The following is a 23088-nucleotide window of genomic DNA, read 5'->3' as shown; positions in this document are numbered from 1 at the left end:
GTTCCTCCTTTAAAAACGATCTTTTGTCCCAGAAAGCTACCACATCAAGACTTTAAGACAAATCATTTAAGACAAATTCTTGGATTTCCAGCTAGGGACTAGCTGTTTCAATAGACTGTTTTATTGTCTTCTGAGGCTAGATTGTCTAGTATATCTCGATGCCTTTTACCAGACGTGCACAGAAACAAATCAAACAGCCCCTGACACTGATTCAGGCTAAAAGAAAGCTGATGGATTTTGTCGCACGCCGTGATCACTCTGAAAAAGAACTCTCGCAAAAACTAGCCCGCTACTGCGAATCCGATATTGTCCAACAGACAATCACATGGGCGCGCGAACAGAATTGGCTTTCTGCACCCGAGACGTTACAGCAGCAATTCGCTACACAGCTTGGTCGTCGCGGCAAAGGTATTCACAACATTAATCAAAAGTTAAAAGAGCTTGGACTTGAATCCGTCAAAGCTGATTTTGACAATGAACTTGAGAAAGCCAGACGCCTGACTTTTTCCAAATGGAATGCGGATGACTTTCGCGGTCTGAACGTTAAAGACTCGCAAAAGTTACGCGCTAAAATTATAAGGTTTCTTACAACTCGCGGCTACGAAGGTGCCGTGATCAGCTCAATTTTAAAAAATGATTTTAACACTGTGACACAAACAGCGATACAAGATGAGGATCTTTCATATGATGACGAGTACTGATATTCGCAACAGCTTTATTAATTACTTCAAAAAGAATCAGCACGAGCATGTCCCTAGCTCAAGCCTGATCCCTGAAAATGATCCTACATTGCTTTTCGCCAATGCGGGGATGAATCAATTTAAAAATACATTCCTTGGTTTGGAACCTCGCTCTTATACTCGCGCGGTGACTGTACAAAAGTGTGTCCGCGCCGGTGGTAAACACAATGACTTAGATAACGTCGGCTTCACGGCACGCCACCACACCTTCTTCGAAATGTTGGGGAATTTTTCATTTGGTGATTACTTTAAAAAAGAGGCGATCCGTCTTGCATGGAATTTCTTAACTAACGAGTTACAAATTCCAAAAGACAAACTGTACGTCACTGTTTTTGAAACAGATGATGAAGCGGCTGAAATCTGGCATCAACAGGAAGGTGTACCGAAAGATCGCATCTTCCGCTTTGGCGAAAAAGACAACTTCTGGCGCATGGGTGACGTGGGACCTTGCGGCCCTTGCAGTGAAATCTTTTTCGATCACGGACCACAGTACGGAACCATTGCTGACCCTTACAAAAGTATCGCTGCCGGCGAAGATCGCTACATCGAAATCTGGAATCTGGTTTTCATGCAGTTCTACGAAGAAGCTCCGGGTAAGCGTACGTCTTTACCGAAACCCTCTGTTGACACAGGTGCGGGTTTCGAACGCCTTGTTGCCGCCGTTCAAGGCCGTCACAACAACTACAAGACCGATATCTTCAAAGCCATTATGGAAAAGGGTCTTTCTTTTTTCAGCTCGCAGTCTTTAGAGTACTTCCATGGCATTGAAGATCGCTGCCTTGGCGACAAAGAATTTGCAGGACAAGCAGACACCAAACAGGCTTTAGAGCAACTGTCTGCTTTACGTGTATTGGCCGATCACTGTCGTGCCGTTTCTTTTTTGATTGCAGACGGCGCACTTCCTTCCAATGAAGGCCGTGGTTATGTCTTACGTCGTATCATGCGTCGGGCGATTCGCTATGGTCGCAAACTTTCGACACAGCATTCATTTCTGTCTGCCATGAGCGAAGTATTGATTGCGCAAATGTCTGAGTTCTATCCGGAACTGACAACTCGCAAGTCTCACATCCTCAGCACTATCCGCGACGAAGAGGCCCGTTTCTTACAGACACTGGATAACGGAACTCAGATTTTGACCGACGAGATCAAAAAATTGAAATCGCAAAACAAAAATATCATCTCGGGCGAAACACTTTTCAAACTTTACGACACCTACGGCTTCCCGCTGGATCTGACGGCTCTTATGGCGGCAGAAGAAGGTTTACAAGTCGACGAAGCTGCGTTTGAAAAACAAATGCAGGCGGCAAAAGAAAAAGCGAAAGCCTCGTGGAAAGGCAAGTCTTTACAAACGGATGAAAAACACCTGATTGAACTAAGTCAGAAATTTTCAAAAACGCCGACCAAGTTTGTCGGCTATGATTCATTAGAATCTTCAGCCTATGTGCTTGCTCTTTCCGATGGAACTCAGGAAGTGGATTCTCTGAGTACGGGACAAACCGGTCTTTTGATTTTGGATCAAACTCCGTTTTACGCAGAAGGTGGCGGACAAGTTGGCGATCATGGAGCTATTCGCTCTGAAAAATCCGAGGTTCGCGTTTTAAACTGCACCAAACATGCAGACGTCTTCCTACACCAAATTGAAGTCGTTTCTGGTCAACTAAAAAACCGTGAGCAAGTAACAGCTGCGGTTGAAGCCTCAGAACGCCGTCAGACCACATCCAATCACTCGGCGACTCACCTGATGCACAAAGCCCTACGCGTAGTACTGGGTGATCATGTGTCGCAGGCGGGTTCACTGGTCGATAGCACACGCACCCGCTTTGACTTCACTCACAACAAACCCTTATCGTCTGAAGAAATTCGTAAAATCGAAGAACTGGTGAATGACGAAATCGCCAAAGCTAATCCTGTCAGCGCAGAAGTCATGCCCCACAAAGAGGCCCTTGATAAAGGTGCCATGGCTCTTTTCGGAGAGAAATACGGCGATCAGGTTCGCGTCCTGACTATGGGCAGTTTCTCGTGCGAACTTTGTGGCGGAACGCATGTGAAGAACACTGCTGAAATTCGCGCCTTCAAAATTATTTCTGAATCAGGTGTCAGTTCCGGCGTGCGCCGTGTGGAAGCCATCACGGGTTCCCATGCCATTCAGTATCTGATGCAGAATACAGAAGAGCTTCTGGCAGCCCGTCAACTGACGGGTGTTCCTGCCGATAAAACTTTATCTCAGTGGGCTGAAGAGCGCCGTAACGAGATCAAGGATTTACACAAGCAAATCAAAAAAGCTCAATCCAACCAGATCAATATCGATGATCTTCTGAAAGCAGCGCAGACATTCAACACAGCAGCCGGACAAGCGCAGTTGGTCTTTGCTGATTTGCCGATTGACGATCGCGATGTGCTTTCTCAGATCTCGGACCAGTTGAAAAACAAAATCCAAAAAGGAGTGGTCATCACTGTAGGAACTGGGGACGCGTCCCATCCAGTGATTATCTCGGTCAGTAAAGATTTGAATCCGCAGTTAAAAGCCGGTGATCTCTTGAAGGATTTTGCGCAGGCTATGGGTGGAAAAGGCGGAGGTCGCCCTGACTTCGCGCAAGGGGCTGTGCCAGATCGTAGCAAGCTTTCGCAAGCCTACGATCTGATTTCCAAAAAGATATTACAGTAATTAATTACAAGAAAGAGTGCTGTATTCAGATTTTAAATTCTGGATATAGCCTCTTAGAAGATCTGCTTGCTCTCCGCAAAGATCAATCGCATTACTTCCACAGGCATCTGAAGCATACCCTAAGCTAAATTGCTCACGATCAGTGAATAGATTCGCATAGGCATTATGAACGACCTGCGCACACATATTTGTATCCGCAGAGGCCACTGGTCCACGTTTACACACTTCTGATGCATGTAAGATCGAGTTTAACTCGGCCTTCAACTCTGACGTCAGACAGTAGTTTTCAACCGAAGGGTCCATATCGTTCGTCACTGTTATATTCCCAGAGACCATATCGATATCGAGTACCTTGTGATACTTAACCTGAATTGTATTTCCTGTTGTGTGAACAATCGACTTCAGATCTGTGATAATAAACTCCACAGACTTCACAGATTCATGACTTAAATCCACTTTACTGACAACACCTGCCGCATAGACATTCTGCGAACCCAGTTCATCAGGGTGCGGAGGTTTCTGACAGTTTTGAAAAGAAACCAAAAGAACTAACACTGCAAGCGCATAAGCCCAAGCTGCTTTCATCAAGCCGCCTTTCTTTCAGATGCAGCCATGCGAGCACCGCACTCGCTGCAGAACTTAGCCTCCAATGCTACGATAGTGTGACATGCTGTACATTCCTGTCCGCCTTCAATGACAGCCTTTTTCTTCGGCCCTTCATCAATGTCGTCCATGTCCACATAACCTTTTTCATTTAACTTATCGACTTCGCGAATGAGCGCCCACATATTAATTTGGTTCGCAAATTCTTTAATATCAAATTGTAATTGAACAGTTCCGTCAGACGTATTTTTACGTTTACAGAAAAGACCTTTAGCCTCTAAAGCGGTAAAGTGACCCGCTCCTAAACTCACACCATATTCTTTGAAGAACTCCACCACTTGGTTGAACTCTTTAGAAACAACACCAAACTTATCACACTCGACACCTTCATACGCCATCAATAACAAGCGCAGTGTATTGTAATTGGCTTCATCGTATTTGATAAGTTCTGACTTTCCACCCTTGTAATAGTAGTACTGATAGAATTCAAAGAAAGCTTCCAGCGCAGGAAGATCGTAAATTTGGAAACCTTGAATTTCAGTTTCAGCTTCGCTCTCTGGCATATTAGGGTCTTTACCCATGATATACTCGCCCTGCTTAGTCTTCACTAAAATCTGCGTTGCCTGTTCGATACGTTTTAAAGACTCACCAAAAATTCTTTGTGAGTAATTGCGTAGTGTTAGCCAGTCCGTCTTTACTTTATTTCCGACTTTTACACCTTTGTGATTTAACACGTGGAAGATAGCACCAAAAACTCTAGGAACCGCATCTTCTGCACATGGTTGAGCCGTCTTATCTTGCTTTGAGTTCTTCACTTCATTCACAGCCCACTTCAAACGCTCGGCCATTGTTTTAATGAAAGTCTTATTTAAAGGATTCAAGGCTTCGTATTGCAGTTTAAAAATCTCTACTGGAATTTCTGTCACTTTAACTTCTGACTGCACTAACCCCGAATAAAGATATTGATTTGTTCCTAAGACAACAAGGTCACCAAAAACATAACCATTACCCACAGTCATGATATCAAAGATCTTATTATTTTTTTGTAAGCAGAGATTAACCTGACCAGATTGAATAACGAACACAGATTGAATTTTGTCGCCAGCCTTGAAAAGAAACTGACCTTTTTTATAAACCTTAACTTCAGACATAAGACGAAAAACCCCTATGTAGGGCTTATCGTCTAATATTGATTCCAGCTTAACTTAAAATCGTGAAAATATCTGACTCAATTTGAGAATGAAATTGAGAGGGAAATCGGAGCCCGACAGCACTAAGCTGTCGGGTGATTTTCGCGGCCTTCGCCGTAAAACTTTCTTTTCAGATCCACTTGCACTTGCAACATGGTTTCTTCCAACAAAACATTAAACATTTGCTCAGCAGTAACATTGTACATGTTTGCTAGAGTTCTTAATGTGTTGATTGGCGGTTGAGAGATACCTCTTTCCCAGTTTGAGATAAACTGAGATGTGCTGTATCCCAACTTCGTCGCCACGTCTTTTTGTGAAAGACCTGATTGAGTACGTTTTTCCTTTAAAAACTGCGCTAACTTATTTGCTTCATATTGCATAAATGACCTTCTTGGTAAATTTACGTCCGTTTAGAAATAGGTTATCATTTATTTCAAAATTATCAAATTTTTTTAACAGTTTTTTAACAAATTCTTGATAATGAACAAAAAAAAGGGGAACCAAATGGTTCCCCTAGACTTTTGACTATAATTTTTACAATACGATTAACGTTTAGAGTACTGACCGCTGCGACGTGCACCGTGTTTACCGTATTTTTTACGCTCAACCATACGAGGGTCACGCGTAACAAATCCAGCTTTTTTCAATACATCTTTTAACTCAGGGTTAAAAGCGATTAAAGCGCGAGTAACACCGTGGCGAATTGCACCAGCTTGTCCTGACTCACCGCCGCCGCTTACCATAACTTTAAGGTCAAATTTACCCATTAAGTTAACAGCATCAAGAGGTTGCATGATCACCATACGTGATTGCAAACGAGTTAAGTAATCATCAGATTTCTTACCATTGATAGAAACTTGTCCTTTACCTGGTTTTAAGTAAACACGAGCTGAACTCGTTTTTCTTCTTCCAGTTGCATAATACATTTTTTCAGTAGCTGCCATTTTCTATCCCTTTAATTAGTGTTTGATTACGTAAGCTTCAGGCTTCTGAGCTGCGTGAGGGTGCTCAGCACCTTTGTAAACTTTCAATTTGCCGATCAATGATTTTGAAAGCTTGTTCACTGGTAACATACCACGAACTGCTTCAGAGATAATAAATTCTGAATCAGTAGCTTTCATTTGCTCAGCTGTTTTTTCTTTCAATGAACCGAAGAAACGTGAGTGACGGTAATACTTTTTAGTATTCCATTTATCACCAGTCATTTCGATTTTGTCTGAATTGATAACAACAACGAACCCGCCAGCATCTGCGTTTGGTGTGAAAGTAGGTAAGTTTTTTCCACGCAAGATATTAGCAATGTGAGTCGCCAAACGACCTAATCTTAAACCAGTGGCGTCTACAACGAACCACTTACGGTCAGCTTCTTCAGTTTTTGCATTCCAAGTCTTCATAGTTACTCCGAAAATAGATGAATGAGTGTTTTAAAGTTCGCGGCACTTATTGTCAAGGCCTGTAGGATAGTAAACTCGCATTAAAAATAGACCCTGCGGCGGAGCCGGCGGTCCAGCCCGCCTACGGTCCTGAGCCGACAGGATTTCCCGCATTGTTTCCGCCGGCAGCCCTTTTCGGGCCAAAAGAAGCTGAGTCCCCACTATATTACGTACCATTTGCTTCAAAAAGCCGGTTCCTGTGATCGTAAATTGAGCAATTTGGGGGCGTCTCCACTCCCAAATGGCGCTTTCGATGGTTCTAATGGTGTGAGCTACTGGTGTCCCAACGGATTGAAAGCTCTTAAAATCCTGATTTCCCACAAGAAAACTGGAACACGAGTTCAAATAATCTAAATCTAACGGAGTTCTCTCCCAAGTGGCATAGCGTCCAAGGAAAACGCTTTGACTCGGCGTGTTATTAATCAGGTAGCGATACGTCTTTTTTTCAGGTGAAAGTGTTGAATGGAAGTCATCTGGAGCTAACCACGCTCGCTTAATTAAGATACTTGTGGGCAAGTGGGCTCGCATAGCCCTTTTTAAATCAAAGCCCTCTAAACGCGATTCTGGCCACTCTGTATCGAAGTGACAAACCTGATTCAAAGCATGAACACCCGCATCGGTTCTACCGGAAGCAAATAGCGAAATAGGATGACCAAAAATTTTTTCTAAACCGGATTGGATGGTCTGGCTAACACTGGACTTATCGCCGTGGTTTTGGCGCTGCCAACCACAATAATCCGTTCCATCATAAGAGACTGTAAATTTAATCCGAGGCATGCGGTCTTATACATCAAAAATCAAATGAAAGACCAGCATTAACATAGCGATTAGAAAAACCGAAAGCCGCGTTCTGCACTTCAGTGACACGGAACTCAAGCGACAGCCACAAGTTTCCAATGCCGTACTCACTGTCTAATTTTAAACCCGCTTCACGATCAAACGTATTCAAATTAAAAAGAATTCCTCCAGCACCATAGAATCCAAAGCCGCCTGTCGCACTGGGCATCGCCTTATCTTCACGTTTTTCTAAAAGTACTAAGTACGTTCCTCCACCTGATACGTAGGGAACAAACATCTGTTGTTCTTTCCACTCAAGACGATAGACCGCACCTAGATTCAACGGCAATGTCACAAACGTGTAACTTTCTTTTGACTGTGTATCTGGATCGGCCACAAGACGACCATTCCCAGTTACAAACATCCCTGCACCACCCGCCTGTACCCCTAAGCGGCCGCCGTCACCTTCCATACCCCAAGGAAACCATTCGTAGTCGTATCCAATGATAACGCCCGAGGCACTTCCATAGAAATCTTCAAAGCTATACTCTTTAAATGTGCCGGTAGGATTCCCACTGGCGTCTGTCTGCTCAATACCGATCGTGATCTGCGGCTGATTCGCCTGACCAAAGCGCAAATGACTGGATTGATTTTTAGGTGTTCTTTTCACATCGTAAACGTAAGTGCCATCTTTCTTAATGCGAATCAGGCCCTCTTTCGCATTCGGATGATCGATTTTTTCTTCAGTGCTCAGAAGGTCTGCTTTTAAATGCGGAGACACCAGCACAAGCAGCATCACCATCAACACTGAACGGAATCTCAAGATACGAAAAGCCGTCACAAGGCCAATCACTGTGCCCAGACTGAGTACGATGGCCCATACGAAACCTATTTGTAACGCCATCGTTGCAAATAGTAAAAATGGATAAAGGAGTCCACGCGTAAGAGCCTTCAGTGGTTCACTGCCTGAGATCATGTTCGCGATAGGTGGACTCATGTCGTAATAAAAACCTACAAACGCTTTCCCTAGATTATTTGTAACTAAGAACTGATCGCGAAACTTACGGAAAGTTTCGACCTCTGACATATCAGAGGAACCGAATGCCGCCGTTGAAATAAAACATCTTTTATCATCAAGGATGCCCACAACCACAGAAGGAGTAATACACCCTGCAGAAGCCGCCGCCGGATCATTCACAAATTTATAAATATTCTGCGCCTTATTTTTCATCCCGTAGACCAGACAATACTTTTGATAGTTCGCGAGTCCTCCGACTTGAGAGTCGGGAATCGTTCCGTCATTGTCTATTTTTTTAAAGGTCGGAGATACAGCCCCACTGGTAAATGACGTGTAGGCATTTGATTCGCCTCCGTTTGGTGTCGCAATAGGAAAAATCGCAATCGAATCCCATGCCGTTCCACCAGGCTCTGTGGGATTGAAGATGGCCGCATCAATGAAGGCTTTTCCATCACCAGCAACAAATGTCAGATTACAGGCACCAAAGCCACCACCACTGTCGGCGCACAGAGTTTGTGTCACATCACTGGCACCTGATGGAATTCCATGAAACTTCAACTGTAAAGTCGAAGCTTCGGCATCAGCCAAAGTTCCACCGCCTTCAGCTGCGATCCCAAACTTTATGGTTTTAGAACCTACGATTTGACTCAGTCCCGAGATATTGCAATTCCCATCTAAATTCGCAACTCCCATTGCAGAGCAAATGGCCGCCCACGTCGTGTTCAACACCACTGTTTCACCAGAGGTCCAATTTTTCGTTTCAGGATTAACAATTAGCGGAGTGCTTTCTATCAGAATTTGCGCCATCGCATTGTTACGAGCCGCAGATGTCTTGAACTGAATTTGAAAGGCTAAAGAACCATAGATATTACTTTGATTGCAGGCTTTAGGTGGCGTGGACGTATTCGTACAACTGTTACACGGCGAAACACCATCCCCAGTGCAGGTGCCAGCGACACCGCCATAGACAGTACCACCTTCAAAGGCCGAAATGCCTGATATTGTAATCGTATTGGTATCGACAATAGAGGCTGCCCATACTGGATTTAGAAAAACAAAACTAAGAAAGATGAGGACAAGATGTTGAATCACCTTTTTATTGCATCATGGCGAAATGGTCCCTGTCTATCTGAGCAAAGACCAGAAGATAAACGTCTAGTCTAGCAGAATAGACGTTCCGCGATTTGTAATCCGTTAAGAGCGGCACCTTTTTTCAAGTTGTCAGACACAACCCACATCAACCAACGTTTTTTATTGTGACGATCTTGGTGAATACGACCAACAAACACAGGCTCTTCACCAGAAACCTCAAGTGCCGTCGGAAAGTCTTGATCCATAACAGCGATACCTTCGAAATTACCAAGAGCATTCACCACATCTTCTTTTGCTACTTCTTTATTTAAAGTGACCCATACAGCTTCCGAGTGAGAATTCAAAGCCGGAATACGAACTGTGAATGCAGAAACGTTCAAGTCCTTAACTCCTAAAATTTTTGGAGTCTCGCTCATGATTTTCGCTTCTTCAGATGAAAAACCATCTTCGCCAAAGCTACCGATTTGTGGAATACAGTTAAACAAAATTTGTTTTGAAAATGCTTTTGGTTCGTGATCTGGCTGTTGGAAATTTTTTGTTTGATTCAACAACTCTTCGTAACCAGGCAAGCCCGCACCACTCACCGCTTGGTAAGTCGCTACCGTTACATTTTCAATTCCGAATTTATCCAACAACGGCTTTAAAGCTACGACCAATTGAATTGTAGAGCAGTTCGGATTTGCAATCACCTGTGGTTTCGAATCTGCATTGAGTAAGTGACCATTCACTTCTGGTACAACCAAGTGAATATCCTGATCCATACGGAAAGCATTAGAGTTATCAACAGCAAAGGCTCCGGCCTTAACTGCTTCAGGAGCCCATTCACGGGAAATGTCGTCTCCAGAAGAAAAGAACACCATATCCAAACCATCAAAACAATTCGGCTTCAACACTTGCACTGGCCATTGCTTACCAGCTAATTCAATATTCAGTCCTAATGAATTTTGGCTCGCAAATGGTCTTAGTTCTGCGATCGGCTGAGCGTACTCTTCTAAGATATTAATGAATGTTTCGCCCACAACTCCTGTGGCACCAACTAAACCGACTTTTAAAGGTCTTTTCCATGTTTTCATATTATTCTTCGTCCTGTTCTTCTTGAAGGTCTTCTTCTTTCGTTGCCTCTGGAGCATAGGCATTAGCTTTCATTAACTTACGCTTTTTACCCAACTGCAAAATACCGAAAACGGCCCCAAGAGTTCCGTACGACAAGAATAATACAAAAAGCATAATCTCTGGATACATGGCCACCACGACAAGTATCACCAATCCAGCTACTAAATATTTAAAGGCTTTTCTTTCTTTTAAATCAAGATCTTTGAAAGAGCGATAACGGAAGTTCGAAACCATTACAAAGGCCATCAAAACAACCATGAAGCACAAAAGACTGCGGAACTTATCTGGAGTCCATCCTAAGTCATTAAATGCTAAGAAAGATGTTGTCACAATACCGGCTGCCATTGGGATAGGAAGACCTTGGAAATAGTTTTTTTCAACTACGCCCACCTGCACATTGAAGCGTGCCAAACGCAAAGCACCACAAGCCACAAATAAGAAACAAGCCATCAATCCAATGCGTCCATACGGTTGCAATGCCCATAGGTACATCAACATCGCTGGAGCTAAACCGAAGCTCACTAAGTCACATAAAGAATCTAGCTCGGCACCAAACTTACTTGTCGCGTGAGTCAATCGCGCCAAACGACCATCTAACTGGTCAAAGACAGCCGCGATAACCACCGCGATGGCTGCCATTTTGAATTCACCTTGAATGGAATAAATAACAGAGATAAATCCACAGAATAAATTGGCGATCGTCATCAAATTCGGAAGAATGTAAATGTACATTCCTAGGCGTTTTCCTGACTTAGAATATCCTTCATCTGACAAATCATAGCTATCAGCCATTACGAACCTCTTTTGTATCTTTGTGTTGAATCAAATAATCAAAATTATTATGAGCCGAAATAAGGGAAATAACCAAAGAAATAAAACAATACGGTTAAACCAATGCTGCTCGCCACTGGCATAGTGAAGTTATCATCTAATTTCCCGAAAGGGATAAGCTCAGCCAAGGCTCCAACTAAACCGCCCAATAAACTGACGATCAAAATAAACTCTGGAACTTGATTGAAAAATAAAAACAAGAAGCTCGCTAGGGCACAAACAACAAAGGCTGCAATGAAACCCTGAACTGATTTGTGTCCGAAGATTTTATCTTTGCCGTACTTAATCCCTACATAGCTGGCGATAGGATCAGCAAAAGCTAAAAATAATAAACTTAAAGAGACCACGCCTTTATTGAAGAAAAGTGTGATGATCAACGCCCCTGTTAACAAGTATGTCGTACCTGCCAAACGATTCAGTTCACTACTGCGCATGATCGGACGGAAAATATTAGATAAAACTTTGTTCACTTCAGGATTTTTTTGGCGCATGACATCTGCGGGAACAAACGCCAACCAACCAATAATCAAACATGTAATTGAAAACCAGAATGGTAAGACTTGCCATGCCAGAAACATCAAAAATACACCTGTCATGTGCCATATCTTACGGGCCAAATGAAGGTCGGACTTATTCTTAAAACCGCTGAGCGTTACATTCGTTTCTGCCATCACAGCAGGCGAACTTAAGTAATCCGCTCCCCCCTGTCTATTGAATTTAAACGAAATTACTGCTTTGAGTTAAGAACCAGATAAAATTTCCAATGATTCCTCAAGCTTTTGCCCATCTTTTAGGACAACTTCAAGCTTAAGTTTGTTGATACCTTGATTTAATTGAATGAAATCTGTTTTGTAGCTTCCATTTTCAACAACGAAAATTTGAGCTTTAAACCCATTACTTTGGTTTTCAAAGTGTAGCTCTTTGGCCATGCCTTTTAAATTTTTCTGGCAAAGATCAAAGCGAATCATCACCATTTGCTCGCGAACTTGCTCTGCCTTATGAGCCGTTTTTTCAGCACACAGGAATTTTTTATCTAAAACACTTTCAAGCTTTTTTATACCTGTCGTGTTTTCACTTCCGACTGATGAGGGCTGACGTGTAGGAAAATGACTTGGAGTTAGCTCGGCCGCATGTGCGACATTCTGACCATACAAAGATTTCAACTGAGGTGAGGCGGCTTGGACCTGATGAAGATCGGATTCAAAAAGTGTATATCCAGTTACTCCCGTTAGAAGTACGAAAAAAAAGAGTATCTGTTTGTATTCGATAAAGAACTGCTTCACCTCATTCTCATCGGCAGAAAGTGCGACAAGATTGAGGACCTCTGTCGAGTTTTTTTGGAGGTAGGCCGTACCTTATCCGGAAATATAAACGTCCTTATGCATTTAATACAGACCTAAGACTTGGCATGCTTTGCTTAGAAGACCTTTTCTTATGCCGAGAAAAAAATTTTTAGCTCATAACGACTGGCCTTATCACGTGACCGCACGCTGTCTGAATAAAGAGTGGTTCTCGTTACCGATGGAAACAATTTGGGATATTTACTCGAAGTATCTCTTTTTTATACATCATTCCTATGGTGTGCGTATTCATAGCTTTGTTCTGATGAATAATCATTTTCATTTAATCATCCAAACCCCGCATGGCAACTTAAGTCAGGCGATGAACTATCTGATGCGCGAAACCAGTCGCGTGATCGGTTTTGAATCCGGTCGCATCAATCACATCTATGGAGGTCCGTACTATTGGTCTTTGCTGAAGTCACCGCTGTATTATCTGCATGCTTACAAATATGTTTACCGAAATCCGGTCGAGGCCGGACTTTGCTATCGTGTCGAAGAGTATCCCTATTCGAGTCTTTATGGGTTGCTCGGGCAGGCTCACACCATAATTCCATTGGAAAATGATGAAGCTCTATTTTCAGATGTTTACAGCCACTTGCAGTGGTTAAATCAAGGTTATCCATCTGAAGAACTCAAAGTCGATATCCGAAATGCTCTAAGAAAACAACATTTCCACTTCGGCCTCGATAAAGACCGAAACTCTCATATATTAGAGATGACACTGCTCTAAATTTCCGGATAAGGTACGGCCTACCTTTTATCGATGCTGATCGCGAATTTTTTTACGCCAGCTAGTTTGACTGTGTCGAGGATAGAGACCACGCGCCCGTGGTGCACTTCGCGGTCAGCCGAGATAATCGCCTGAACCTCTGGGTTCTTTTTTACTTCCTCTTCCGCCACTTGGCGAATTTGCATCTCGTCGACGATTTTTCCATCAAGACTCAGACGCCCATCGCTGGCGATCAGAATGTTTAACTTACTAGGAGCCGTAGCGTCACCCGCCCCCGCTTTCGGTAAGTTCACATTCAAAGAGGAATTCATAATCATTGGCGCGGTGACCATAAAAATGATCAGTACCACTAAGATGATATCAACTAAGGGAACGACGTTAATCTCGGCCAGAACATCGTCTTGAGAATCCGATTTAAACCCCATTAGTTCAAACCTTTCTTCTTAGCATACGCTAGGCCTAGCTCTTTCACGCTTTCTAAATTCGTGTAGATGCCTTTTACTTTACGCGTGTAGTAGTTATAGAAAATACCAGCAGGAATCGCCACGAAAAGACCCGCGGCCGTCGCGACAAGCGCAATCGAAATACCTGCCATCACTGTCTGCTGTCCTGCATCTGAAGCTTGAGCTAAATCGTTGAAGGCTTTCATAATACCTAAAACTGTTCCCAAAAGACCGATAAATGGCGCATTGGAAGCAATCGTCGCCAATGGAGCTAAATATCTTTCTAGCGCCGGTTTTTCATTCAACATGAACGTATTAAAAACCTCTTCAAAGCCCGCTAATCCGGTCTCGTTTAAATGTCTTAGAGCCTGCGAAGCCGCGCGACCTTCTAAAGAAGAGGTGTCGCGAGCTAGGTCTTCAAAACCCGCTAAGTTGCCATCGTGCAAAGCCTGACGAATTTTAGCGCGAATTGCTTCACTGTCTTGAGACACTTTTTTTAAGGCCACAAATCTTTCAAAGATCATTCCTACAGAAACCACACTCATTAATACCAACAAAATCAGCACCGCTTGGTCGGCATAATGGGCAATTACAAAGATCTTTTCTGATAACATAGGTGACTCCTCTTTACTTTCTGATTTGTTTCTTTATTATGGAGTCTGTCCATGAAAGCGTCAAAACGGGATTTATTGAAGGTCTGGATCGTTATCAGTTTGTGCACTGCCGGACTTTTGTCCTTGAGTTCCTGTAAGGAAAACAAAAAACCATCTTTTATCATCGTGGCTGCGGATCAACTTTCTTTTAATGCCTTTTCTTGCTCGGAAGAAAAAAGCGATGAGGTCTCGGGACTGAATACTCTTTGTCACGAAAGTATCCGTTTTAGTAATGCGTTCACCACATCGACTCAAACAGCCGCAGCTATGGGGTCGCTGTTAACCGCTACGTACCCGTTCCAGCACCAACTGCATCGCAGCTTTGATCGCCTGAATCCAGATCTTCCTACTTTACCTGAGTTATTTAAAACTCAAAAATACCGCACAGCTTTCTGGAGTGGTAAACCCACTATCTTAAAAAAGACCGGCCTATCTAGGGGATTTGACTTATTCGACGACATTTCGTTTCTGTTGCAATCCTCTTATTCCATCAGTTTTCGTCGCCAGTCAGATCTATTCTTCAATTGGGTTGAAGAATCCTCTGCTCCTTTTTTCTCGGTCATCTACAGCTCAGATCTGGATTCTATCAATGAAGGTGAAGAACAGATTTCGGGGTTAGAAAAGTTCGATGAAAGCCTTGGTTTATTTTTTGAAAGACTCAAAGAAGAAAATCTTTGGGAATCTAACTACGTCATCGTTGTAGGACTACAGGGAAAGTCTGAATACGCGCGATTAAATGAGTCTGTCTATTCTAACTTGCACAGCGAAGCCACGCGGGTCGCCATGTTTATCAAACCTCCAAGGCAAAAAGGTGATGAAGGTATCAATTGGAAATTTGACTCGCCTATTTCACTAGCTGACTTTGGATACAGCTTAGCCAAAACGGTGTCCCCGCAGATCAATATCACCTCTGACCCTCAATTTCCGGTTTGGAGCTTTTCTGCACTTTGGAGTTCGAATGAACTGGACAGTATTCCCAATGAGCCGCGGTTTTTATTAGTCGAAGCGGCCAACACGTGGAAGAAATCTTTAGAACTCAGATTTTCTTTGATCTTTAAACACTACCTTTTTATCGAGGCAGACACCAATGAGTTCTACAATCGCCTTACTGATGGTTTAGAGACGATCAATTTAATTTCTACTCAGAATGAAGTCACTGCGGATGATCTACGATCCCTACGCCGTATTCGCGAACTTTCCAATGCTGACAAATGGCGTACGTACACCGGAAGCGAGTATAAACTTTCACAAAATAATCGCGAATACTGGGCAAAACCGAACAGCCGTGCGTCCGTCTTCGATAAAGAAGCCTCTCGCTTGAAAAAAAATAAGACAACGAATCCTCTTTCAACGCTTCTTATTTATTTTAAAAATCCAAAACAGGAAAAAGATGCTCTTTATGAAGAAGCTCGGCGACACTCTTATAATTTATCTTTAGAAAATATTTGGGGACTTTGGGATCCAGATAGACAGTGGCCTCAGCCTGCTGTCACCAATGCAAACCAATAAGACCCATTACCTAAAACACTCACAGGTGCCTGAACATCTTGTTCTGGATTGATAGCAATATCACAGTTGTAAGTGGATGAAATAACCAGCTTACTTTCCTCTGTCATCGCAATAGAACCCGACATCAAATCCATATCACGTTCGACACCTAGTAACTGTACTGGCAATAGAGTTTCGCTATCTAAATCGGTTCCTGTCTGTAGGATATGACTGACAGAGGAACCATTGATCTTGTGTAAAGCAAAGCGCCCGACACTTGACCATGCCACTTCATTCTTCGCCGTGAAAAGAACCATAGCTTCAAATCCAACAGAGTATTCAGATTTGTTGTCATTCTTATAAAACAGATCGTGGGCTAGCAACAAAGACACGCGCGTGCGGTTTGCTAGCGATGTCAATCCCTCGTGGTAGTCAAACGGAGTTGTCACTTCCAAATCCGCTTGTGCCGACGAAATATAATGTGTCACTTCGTCTACAAATTTTTGGTTGTAATCAGATGAACCCCACGAACGTAGAATCAAGATCAGTTGATCGTCTAAAAGATGATAAACCTGAGTTTGAGCTAATTGCAGTCCGTTATGGGCAGAACGAGTCTCAGCTTTCATTAGTAAACTCCATAACGTCTAAGTTTCATCACAGCTTTACGATAGTATTCACCATCTTCTAAATCGAGTTCTGTGATCTTTTTCCATTTTTCTTTAGCACCTTGACGACTGTCCGTATTTTCAATAATTCCGTAGTTCTCATCGATAATGGATTCTTGATAAAGAACTTTCATTTTACGTGTCAGCTCTAAGGTAAAAGCTTCGATCTTATCTTTGATCGTTTTGTTGTCAGGGTCATAAACCACAGCGGCTCTAAGAGTTTGTACGGCTTCGCGAATTTTACCTTCTTTGAAAAAGTTATCCGCTTCTGTCATGCTAGCCTGAGATTTTTCTAAGATCTTTTCCTCAATAAACTTAATTCGTTCGCGAGCTTTTTCTTTATACTTTTTGGTATCAGGCAAATTAGAATTAATCACAGCCTGATATTTTTTTATAGTTTTAAAGGCATAACCTTTTTGATGCTCGTCTTCAGCTTCTTTAAAAAGCTGATCCATTTGTTCTTTACGACGTTCTAAGTTTTCTTTATCAATCGCGGCCTGACGGCGATCAATTTCGATTTTATTTACGATTTCGCGTAGGCGTGTTGCATCAGCATTGTTTGGATCAAATGATGTCACTTCGTACAGACATACCGACATTTCATCCGAAGTCACCGTTTCGTTAATGATCGTTTCACACTTAGCAATAACACTACGGATTTTCGCTTCACGAGCTTCGCGCTCTTTACGAAGACGTTCATCCTCTTCGTATTGAATCAACGCTTGCATAGCCATATCCGCGTCTCTTTCAATTTTTTCTGTGTCTTTATAACCGCTAGGCAGAATTTCTTTAATCTTACGAATTTGCTCGAGCGCTAATTCATACTTCTGTTGGTTATACATCTGCATAGCTAGCGAATATAACTCTTCCACTTCTTTTTGCTGAGCCGGAGACAACCTATCAAATGGATCTCCTGTCGGAGACGCCGTCGGCTGCTGTATAACCGGTGCCTGTGGTGGGTTAAGTAACTCGCTTAAGTAATAAGCCCCGCCTAAAAAGGCCAAGACCACAGCTATTAACAATGGCTTATTGGCCATTAATTTTTTTAGTGGCGTTGTCGGAGCAGCCGCACCGGCTGCGGCTGCCTGCTGATCCGGTGGAGGAGCCTGAAATGTGTAGTACTGATTCGGGTCTACATCAGGGCCTGGCATACCTGTAAAAGGACCGGCCCCTGCAATATCCATCTGCTGAGGAACATCATATTGTTCGTACTCTTCAATTTCAGGTACGTCTTCATATTCCTCTTCTGCGTAATCTTCAGGAACAAAATCTTCCGAGACAGCCTCTTCTTCGAACTGATCCATCTGAAGAGGCGGAACTTCGATTTTTTCAACTTTATAGCGGAAGTTAGGATCGTGAAGCTCAAAGTACATGGTGTTATCCAGTACATTGATAGCATCACCACTTTTAAGTGTTTGCGGATCTGTCGACGAAACGGGGCTTCCATTTAAGAATGTACCGTTCACACTGGCCAAATCTAAAATAGTATAGGCCCCATTGACCTTGTAAATTTCAAACTGACGACGACTGACTCGTTGATCGGGAATAATAATTTGGCAAGAGGGATCTCGCCCCGCAACCCACACATCGCCCACTTCAAGGCGCAGCATTTCACTAACTTCACCTGTGGAATTCACCATCTTGATATACGGAACCTGAGGCGCGGCCCCGATTACCGTTTTATCATTTTCGCCCACAGTAGGCGCAACCGCATCGGCACCCAAGTTATCCGGCGAAGGGATTCCCACATCGGGCACATCAAGGAATGAAAACTCATAGGGAGGAACTTGAAAGGTTTGACTGTGTTGAAGCTCTGTTTGCTCAACCTTCTGGCCTCCGGTAAAAACATCACCGAAGCGAGAGATCGCACTGAGCTGCCATTGGCCTTCGACATATTTTAGTTTGAAATGCTCGCGGGAAATACCCTTTTCCGCTTGTAGACGTATATCGCAGCCCTCTTTACGGCCGCCGATATATTCTTTCTCTGGATTAAGTTCAATTTCACTGATCAATGCTCCACGGAGCATCACCTTCAAACGCGACATCAAAGAACACCCTCATCGGCGAGCTGGCACTCTTTTGCCTTTTTTTCTGCCAATAAGAGTTTTTGGTCGTTGTTTTTACCCTGTAACATCACAACAACTTGTCGATACATAGACTCGCACATTTTGAAATTATGCTTCTTAAAATACGATTCTCCAAGCATTAATTTTTCTTGGACGATTTCATCAAATCGTACGCGCGATAGATAAATATGCCGCTTAGCTAGCTGATTGTCTGGATCTAAGTTGAGTACTAACTGAAAGAACTCTTGCGCACGAGCATAGTTACCCATATTGAAATCGCGCATGCCTTTCATCAGATTTTCTGCAATACGTTGAGACTGAATCGAGTTCCGATCTCGTTTTTTTCCATCAAGTGTCGCGGTTCTATCTTTTTCTGTTTGCGAGTTTAAACTCATTTGCACGGCATCTGAGTAGTTCAAAGTCGAATTAATCTGCTGTTGAACCGCTTTCTTTTTGTCGTCGCCACTGAAAAGATAAAAGTACGCTCCGATAAAAACTATCAGAGCCGCCATGTAAAATTTAAACCGAGGATTTGAAATCAGCGAATCTTGAGCCGCCTCTGAAACCGGACGAGCACCAAGGCCCGCCGCTGACTGCTGAAAAACCTGTGGACGAGGTGTTCCCACGGCCATTCCCACTCCGACCGGAGATGCCATCAACGGAGTCTTCATCTGAGTAGGAACTCCCGCGCGAGGAGCCACTCCATTTTGCAAGGCCATCGGAGGTGCTGGACGCGGAACTTTTTTCGCAGGTGCGGCACTCTTCATTTTAGGTTTTGGCTTCGCCTGAGGCGAAGGAGCTTTTGGTTTTAATGGCAACACGGCAGCCGGCTTAGGGGTCGGAATCGAAACCACGGCCTGTCCCAAGTCATACTCAACCTTGAACTCTGTATCCCCTATAATAAAGTTAGAGTTGTTAACAATCTTCCATTTTTGAACTGTTTGTCCATCGACTAAAACAGCGTTCTTCTGGCTGAGATTGTGGATCTCTAAATCACGATCTACGATCTCGATACGCACGTGTGTACGACTGACCATCGGGTCATTCATTAAAACAAGGTCGTTTTCAGGACCACGTCCAATCGTGAATCCAGATTTGTTCAACTGAAATACCTGACCGACGTGAGGTCCTGCGACCACCGTCATCTTGATCTTGATATCAGGTTTCTGTTGCAACGCTGCCGACATTATTTAATTCACTCCCCTATTCACCAATCTACTCAACACTTTACTCTTAACTGATTTGCACCAATGTAATCACATAACTTTCTGGCTGGCCTTCCGTATTTAAGAAAGCCTGACAGTAAACATCACACTCGAACTGCGAAAATGGAATACGATCCGAATGTTTTTCATACGGAGACTGCTGAGCCCGAGCCACTAGAGCCTCGATATTCTGCACCAAAGCTCCATCTGTTAAGGTCTGATAGCTTTGGTTTAACACCGCTTCACGCGACGTTTGCGCCAACTCTTCAAACTGTGGATTCAAGGCTCTGACTTTATGTTCCACATCCAAAACAACTGCCGGATGGAAGATCATTTCTACTAAATTGGAATACTCGACATCTCGATTTTGTTGTGGTTTCAGCGACTGCGAAGCGTCCCCACCACCATTCCAAACACGATTCAGAATAGTGTTAACGCTAGAAACTAACTGTTGAAACACAGGGTAATCGAATGCCACTTCTGTACGATCTGATTTTTCTAATAAGGCCTTATCAATTTGTTGATTCAAGGTCTTAATCGGATATTCAATCAGTCGCGCAAACAAGTAATACAAGATCAAACCGAAAAACGAAGCGATTAACAACGTCTGCATCAGAAGACTGACCACACGTTCATTATCCACATTCAAAGAGCTGATATCATATAACACCACAGAGTGATATTTCGGACGGGCTTCCCCTGTATTCGGGTCATAAACCGCAATTGGGAACGAGGCCCCCAATGTATTTTTATTCAAACGCATAGAGGTCGCACGCTCTTCTTGACGTGCTTTCAACACCAATGGATTCGCTTCATCGCGTCCCACACGATCAGCAGGAGCCACAATAAGCCCATCCTGATGTTGAATAATAAAGGCCTCTTTAATGCCTTCTTCTTTCAAGGCCTCTTGAACTGTCAAATTGCCCAATTGCCCTGACAAAAGTGACTGCTCATTAAACTTCGCAATCGAACGGGCCACAGAGCGCGCTCTTTTTGTCGCTTCCGCCAAGTTAGATTCTTGGATCAAATTACTTAAAGGGATAGCGGACAAGAATGTCACACCGAAAACGAAGATCATCACAAATCCCATGAGGATTTGTTTCAAAGAAAAAATAATTCCCAGACGATAAATCGCTGGCATCACGACATTTTCGATGTAATTTTCAATTGTCTGCGACAACGTCAATTTCGGTGCCGCTGGCGGAGGCGTCGGAGCCGCTCCTGCCGCAGGATTAAATTGCGGTGGCACTCCATAGACAGGATTCATCCCCATTTGAGGATATTGCATCTGCAAAGCGGCATTGCCCTGCTGCGGATAAGGTACAGGAAAAGCTCCCCCATTGGGAACAGGAGGAAATCCACCTGCCATTGGCGCTGGCGGACGCGGGCGACGGGCTGGACGCTTTGGTTTTTCCACCACGTCTTCGTCTTCACTCGCTTCCACTTCTACCTTCGGAGTGTTCTTCGGACGAATATCCGGCGCTGGAATAACATCCATAATCACATCAAAAAGACTGACCTTATCACCCACACGTACAATCGAGTTTTGAATTTTTACACCATTTACAAAGGTCCCATTGCTGGATTTCAAATCGACGATCATCATTTTGTCTTTGTAGACATGAATTTCACAGTGTTCTTTAGAAATTCCTAACGACTGAATTTTTAAGTCACTGACGCCGCCACGGCCAAAGACATTCTTGCCGAGCTTCAGATCATAAATTTGTCCCGCTTGCGGGCCTGAGAGTATTCTAATTGACCACATATAAATGATCTCCGACTTTTAAGTTCTTCGCATCGACAAATCCCGATGGAGTTTCGATAACAGAAGACGCACGCCAATAAGGTCCCGCAATTCTGAATGGGACTACATTTTTTGCTATATTCTTAATTTCCATTTTGCTGTCGACAAAAATACAGTCGATAGCAAATTTCATAAAAAAGGTGTGTATGTTATTGCACGGGTTAATCCACAGAGCTTCACCTGCCGCTAAACCCTTGCGACCCAACAAACCTTTACCGCGCTCCCAAAAGCTTTCCGCCACCATAAGGTGGTCGACTAATAACTCGGCTCCTGAATTTGAAGTTTTATACAGACGAGGCATTACATTCCCCCTCCGTATATCATTCTGACTGCGATAGGTCCAAAAACCATAATGAAAACCGCAGGCAAAATAAACATCATCAATGGAAGTAAAATCAACTGCGATGCTCGCGCACCGGCTTTTTCAGCACGAAGCAATCTTTCTAGACGCATTTGCACCGACTGATCTTTAAGAACCTGTGAAATGCTCGCACCTGAAGCTTCCGCATCAATAAGGACGGCAACAAAGCTCGTTATCTCGGGAATATCAATACGTGCAGCCATTTCTTTTAAGGCTTCCTGTTTTGACGAACCGATTTTAATATCTTTTAAAACAATCTTAAACTCTTCCGCCAATACTGAGTCTTTATCTGCCACTTTATCTACGATCTTTTGAATCGCACCGAAGAAATCTAAACCTGCTTCCACTGACAGAGCTAACAGATCGATGAAGAATGGCATATCAGCACGTACACTGAGCTCGCGCTGTTTTTTTGTTCCTTTGCAATGCATCTGTGGCATGAAGAAGCCAAAAGCTCCTAAGCCCACAAGTAAGGGCCATGACAATCCCAAGTCCAAAGCAAAGTTTAAAAAGAACAATAGCAGCGGGAATGCCACCCCTAAGAACAATTGCAAACCGATGAACTCATCTTCATTGAGTTCAGATTCCAATCCTCCCACTTTGATGAGATTACGAATTTTCTTACGATACTTTTCTGACTTCACACGCGCTGCGTGCTGCAACGTCAGTTGATGCACCATCGGACGACAGATATTGATAATGGCATTCTTGGATTTAACAGGTTCATTACCGCTAGCCCATGATAACTGCGATTCTCCGGGACGACCTGCTAACAGAGACGACACGAATAGATAAACAGCAGCACCGGCTAAAATAATTCCGCCGAAAAGCATTAGTTCTAAACTACCCATAGCTCCTCTTTTCAAGT

23 protein-coding genes are annotated in these 23088 nt (G+C 43.4%); 4 read left to right on the top strand and 19 right to left on the bottom strand.

Annotated features, from left to right (window positions below):
- Window positions 1–158: 158 nt before the first annotated feature.
- A complete protein-coding gene (locus A11Q_RS02755) occupies window positions 159–701 on the top strand; it encodes a regulatory protein RecX (protein WP_015469262.1) in 543 nt (180 codons plus the stop codon).
- Entirely contained in the window at window positions 688–3405 is a 2718-nt protein-coding gene (alaS, locus tag A11Q_RS02750; protein WP_041575538.1) for an alanine--tRNA ligase, read from the top strand. Before A11Q_RS02755 ends, alaS begins: the two co-directional genes overlap by 14 nt.
- Here the strand turns inward: alaS and A11Q_RS02745 are convergent, their stop codons facing one another.
- The 11 genes from A11Q_RS02745 to A11Q_RS02695 form a co-directional block, all read right to left on the bottom strand.
- Window positions 3406–3990, bottom strand: coding sequence for a hypothetical protein (locus A11Q_RS02745; RefSeq protein ID WP_015469260.1), 585 nt, complete (start codon window positions 3988–3990; stop codon window positions 3406–3408).
- Window positions 3990–5159 (bottom strand): cyclic nucleotide-binding domain-containing protein, encoded by a 1170-nt coding sequence (locus A11Q_RS02740; protein WP_015469259.1) that lies wholly within the window; start codon window positions 5157–5159, stop codon window positions 3990–3992. The genes A11Q_RS02745 and A11Q_RS02740 overlap by 1 nt, the downstream gene beginning before the upstream one ends.
- A gap of 122 nt (window positions 5160–5281) precedes the next feature.
- A complete protein-coding gene (locus A11Q_RS02735) occupies window positions 5282–5578 on the bottom strand; it encodes a helix-turn-helix domain-containing protein (protein ID WP_015469258.1) in 297 nt (98 codons plus the stop codon).
- A 165-nt stretch (window positions 5579–5743) separates the two neighbouring features.
- The gene (gene rpsI / locus A11Q_RS02730; protein WP_015469257.1) at window positions 5744–6142 is read right to left on the bottom strand and encodes a 30S ribosomal protein S9; all 399 of its coding nucleotides are present in this window, start codon (window positions 6140–6142) and stop codon (window positions 5744–5746) included.
- Between the two features lie 15 nt (window positions 6143–6157).
- Complete coding sequence (gene rplM, locus A11Q_RS02725) at window positions 6158–6592, bottom strand: 50S ribosomal protein L13 (RefSeq protein WP_015469256.1); 435 nt, start codon at window positions 6590–6592, stop codon at window positions 6158–6160.
- A gap of 30 nt (window positions 6593–6622) precedes the next feature.
- Complete coding sequence (gene truA, locus A11Q_RS02720) at window positions 6623–7408, bottom strand: tRNA pseudouridine(38-40) synthase TruA (protein WP_015469255.1); 786 nt, start codon at window positions 7406–7408, stop codon at window positions 6623–6625.
- Between the two features lie 13 nt (window positions 7409–7421).
- The gene (locus A11Q_RS13335; protein WP_015469254.1) at window positions 7422–9518 is read right to left on the bottom strand and encodes a CFI-box-CTERM domain-containing protein; all 2097 of its coding nucleotides are present in this window, start codon (window positions 9516–9518) and stop codon (window positions 7422–7424) included.
- 68 nt (window positions 9519–9586) lie between these two features.
- On the bottom strand, window positions 9587–10591 hold the full coding sequence (locus A11Q_RS02710; protein ID WP_015469253.1) for an aspartate-semialdehyde dehydrogenase: 1005 nt from the start codon (window positions 10589–10591) through the stop codon (window positions 9587–9589).
- 1 nt (window position 10592) lies between these two features.
- A complete protein-coding gene (pssA, locus tag A11Q_RS02705; protein ID WP_015469252.1) occupies window positions 10593–11423 on the bottom strand; it encodes a CDP-diacylglycerol--serine O-phosphatidyltransferase in 831 nt (276 codons plus the stop codon).
- Window positions 11424–11470: 47 nt separating this feature from the next.
- Window positions 11471–12133 (bottom strand): diacylglycerol/polyprenol kinase family protein, encoded by a 663-nt coding sequence (locus A11Q_RS02700; protein WP_015469251.1) that lies wholly within the window; start codon window positions 12131–12133, stop codon window positions 11471–11473.
- Between the two features lie 69 nt (window positions 12134–12202).
- A complete protein-coding gene (locus tag A11Q_RS02695; protein WP_015469250.1) occupies window positions 12203–12745 on the bottom strand; it encodes a hypothetical protein in 543 nt (180 codons plus the stop codon).
- A 151-nt stretch (window positions 12746–12896) separates the two neighbouring features.
- Here A11Q_RS02695 and A11Q_RS02690 point away from each other — a divergent pair, with 151 nt between their 5' ends.
- Complete coding sequence (locus tag A11Q_RS02690; protein ID WP_015469249.1) at window positions 12897–13535, top strand: transposase; 639 nt, start codon at window positions 12897–12899, stop codon at window positions 13533–13535.
- A 20-nt stretch (window positions 13536–13555) separates the two neighbouring features.
- On the opposite strand, the gene A11Q_RS02685 is transcribed toward A11Q_RS02690, so the two are convergent.
- Together A11Q_RS02685 and A11Q_RS02680 are read right to left on the bottom strand one after the other, a co-directional pair.
- Window positions 13556–13960: an ExbD/TolR family protein gene (locus A11Q_RS02685; protein WP_015469248.1), complete on the bottom strand. Its 405-nt coding sequence runs from the start codon at window positions 13958–13960 to the stop codon at window positions 13556–13558.
- Entirely contained in the window at window positions 13960–14592 is a 633-nt protein-coding gene (locus A11Q_RS02680; protein WP_015469247.1) for a MotA/TolQ/ExbB proton channel family protein, read from the bottom strand. The genes A11Q_RS02685 and A11Q_RS02680 overlap by 1 nt, the downstream gene beginning before the upstream one ends.
- Window positions 14593–14643: 51 nt before the next feature.
- On the opposite strand from A11Q_RS02680, the gene A11Q_RS02675 reads away from it, so the two are divergent.
- A complete protein-coding gene (locus A11Q_RS02675) occupies window positions 14644–16140 on the top strand; it encodes a sulfatase-like hydrolase/transferase (protein WP_015469246.1) in 1497 nt (498 codons plus the stop codon).
- On the opposite strand, the gene A11Q_RS02670 is transcribed toward A11Q_RS02675, so the two are convergent.
- From A11Q_RS02670 to A11Q_RS02645, 6 genes are read right to left on the bottom strand one after another with little or no spacing between them, the layout of a single operon-like run.
- Window positions 16110–16745 (bottom strand): hypothetical protein, encoded by a 636-nt coding sequence (locus A11Q_RS02670; protein WP_015469245.1) that lies wholly within the window; start codon window positions 16743–16745, stop codon window positions 16110–16112. The genes A11Q_RS02675 and A11Q_RS02670 overlap by 31 nt on opposite strands.
- On the bottom strand, window positions 16745–18829 hold the full coding sequence (locus A11Q_RS13330; RefSeq protein ID WP_015469244.1) for an FHA domain-containing protein: 2085 nt from the start codon (window positions 18827–18829) through the stop codon (window positions 16745–16747). Before A11Q_RS13330 ends, A11Q_RS02670 begins: the two co-directional genes overlap by 1 nt.
- Window positions 18829–20037 (bottom strand): FHA domain-containing protein, encoded by a 1209-nt coding sequence (locus tag A11Q_RS02660; RefSeq protein ID WP_015469243.1) that lies wholly within the window; start codon window positions 20035–20037, stop codon window positions 18829–18831. Before A11Q_RS02660 ends, A11Q_RS13330 begins: the two co-directional genes overlap by 1 nt.
- 46 nt (window positions 20038–20083) lie before the next feature.
- Window positions 20084–21820: an FHA domain-containing protein gene (locus tag A11Q_RS02655; protein WP_015469242.1), complete on the bottom strand. Its 1737-nt coding sequence runs from the start codon at window positions 21818–21820 to the stop codon at window positions 20084–20086.
- On the bottom strand, window positions 21807–22160 hold the full coding sequence (locus tag A11Q_RS02650) for a DUF192 domain-containing protein (RefSeq protein ID WP_015469241.1): 354 nt from the start codon (window positions 22158–22160) through the stop codon (window positions 21807–21809). The genes A11Q_RS02655 and A11Q_RS02650 overlap by 14 nt, the downstream gene beginning before the upstream one ends.
- Entirely contained in the window at window positions 22160–23071 is a 912-nt protein-coding gene (locus A11Q_RS02645) for a type II secretion system F family protein (RefSeq protein ID WP_015469240.1), read from the bottom strand. Before A11Q_RS02645 ends, A11Q_RS02650 begins: the two co-directional genes overlap by 1 nt.
- Window positions 23072–23088 lie beyond the last annotated feature (17 nt).

Origin of the sequence: Pseudobdellovibrio exovorus JSS (genome assembly GCF_000348725.1) — a bacterium.
Classification (GTDB): domain Bacteria; phylum Bdellovibrionota; class Bdellovibrionia; order Bdellovibrionales; family Bdellovibrionaceae; genus Pseudobdellovibrio; species Pseudobdellovibrio exovorus.
Note: the sequence above shows the minus strand (reverse complement) of the source record. Positions and strands in the feature narration are given on the sequence as shown.

Bases quoted from the DNA above. Each gene is read 5' to 3' on its own strand.
- A11Q_RS02680 (WP_015469247.1), bottom strand. From the start codon at position 14,592: ATGTTATCAGAAAAGATCTTTGTAATTGCCCATTATGCCGACCAAGCG.
- A11Q_RS02690 (WP_015469249.1), top strand. From the start codon at position 12,897: ATGCCGAGAAAAAAATTTTTAGCTCATAACGACTGGCCTTATCACGTG.
- A11Q_RS02670 (WP_015469245.1), bottom strand. From the start codon at position 16,745: ATGAAAGCTGAGACTCGTTCTGCCCATAACGGACTGCAATTAGCTCAA.
- A11Q_RS02740 (WP_015469259.1), bottom strand. From the start codon at position 5,159: ATGTCTGAAGTTAAGGTTTATAAAAAAGGTCAGTTTCTTTTCAAGGCT.
- pssA (WP_015469252.1), bottom strand. From the start codon at position 11,423: ATGGCTGATAGCTATGATTTGTCAGATGAAGGATATTCTAAGTCAGGA.
- A11Q_RS02645 (WP_015469240.1), bottom strand. From the start codon at position 23,071: ATGGGTAGTTTAGAACTAATGCTTTTCGGCGGAATTATTTTAGCCGGT.
- truA (WP_015469255.1), bottom strand. From the start codon at position 7,408: ATGCCTCGGATTAAATTTACAGTCTCTTATGATGGAACGGATTATTGT.
- A11Q_RS02735 (WP_015469258.1), bottom strand. From the start codon at position 5,578: ATGCAATATGAAGCAAATAAGTTAGCGCAGTTTTTAAAGGAAAAACGT.
- A11Q_RS02660 (WP_015469243.1), bottom strand. From the start codon at position 20,037: ATGTCGGCAGCGTTGCAACAGAAACCTGATATCAAGATCAAGATGACG.
- rpsI (WP_015469257.1), bottom strand. From the start codon at position 6,142: ATGGCAGCTACTGAAAAAATGTATTATGCAACTGGAAGAAGAAAAACG.
- rplM (WP_015469256.1), bottom strand. From the start codon at position 6,592: ATGAAGACTTGGAATGCAAAAACTGAAGAAGCTGACCGTAAGTGGTTC.
- A11Q_RS13330 (WP_015469244.1), bottom strand. From the start codon at position 18,829: ATGTCGCGTTTGAAGGTGATGCTCCGTGGAGCATTGATCAGTGAAATT.
- A11Q_RS02650 (WP_015469241.1), bottom strand. From the start codon at position 22,160: ATGCCTCGTCTGTATAAAACTTCAAATTCAGGAGCCGAGTTATTAGTC.
- A11Q_RS02700 (WP_015469251.1), bottom strand. From the start codon at position 12,133: ATGGCAGAAACGAATGTAACGCTCAGCGGTTTTAAGAATAAGTCCGAC.
- A11Q_RS02755 (WP_015469262.1), top strand. From the start codon at position 159: ATGCCTTTTACCAGACGTGCACAGAAACAAATCAAACAGCCCCTGACA.
- A11Q_RS02655 (WP_015469242.1), bottom strand. From the start codon at position 21,820: ATGTGGTCAATTAGAATACTCTCAGGCCCGCAAGCGGGACAAATTTAT.
- A11Q_RS02745 (WP_015469260.1), bottom strand. From the start codon at position 3,990: ATGAAAGCAGCTTGGGCTTATGCGCTTGCAGTGTTAGTTCTTTTGGTT.
- alaS (WP_041575538.1), top strand. From the start codon at position 688: ATGACGAGTACTGATATTCGCAACAGCTTTATTAATTACTTCAAAAAG.
- A11Q_RS02675 (WP_015469246.1), top strand. From the start codon at position 14,644: ATGAAAGCGTCAAAACGGGATTTATTGAAGGTCTGGATCGTTATCAGT.
- A11Q_RS02685 (WP_015469248.1), bottom strand. From the start codon at position 13,960: ATGGGGTTTAAATCGGATTCTCAAGACGATGTTCTGGCCGAGATTAAC.
- A11Q_RS02710 (WP_015469253.1), bottom strand. From the start codon at position 10,591: ATGAAAACATGGAAAAGACCTTTAAAAGTCGGTTTAGTTGGTGCCACA.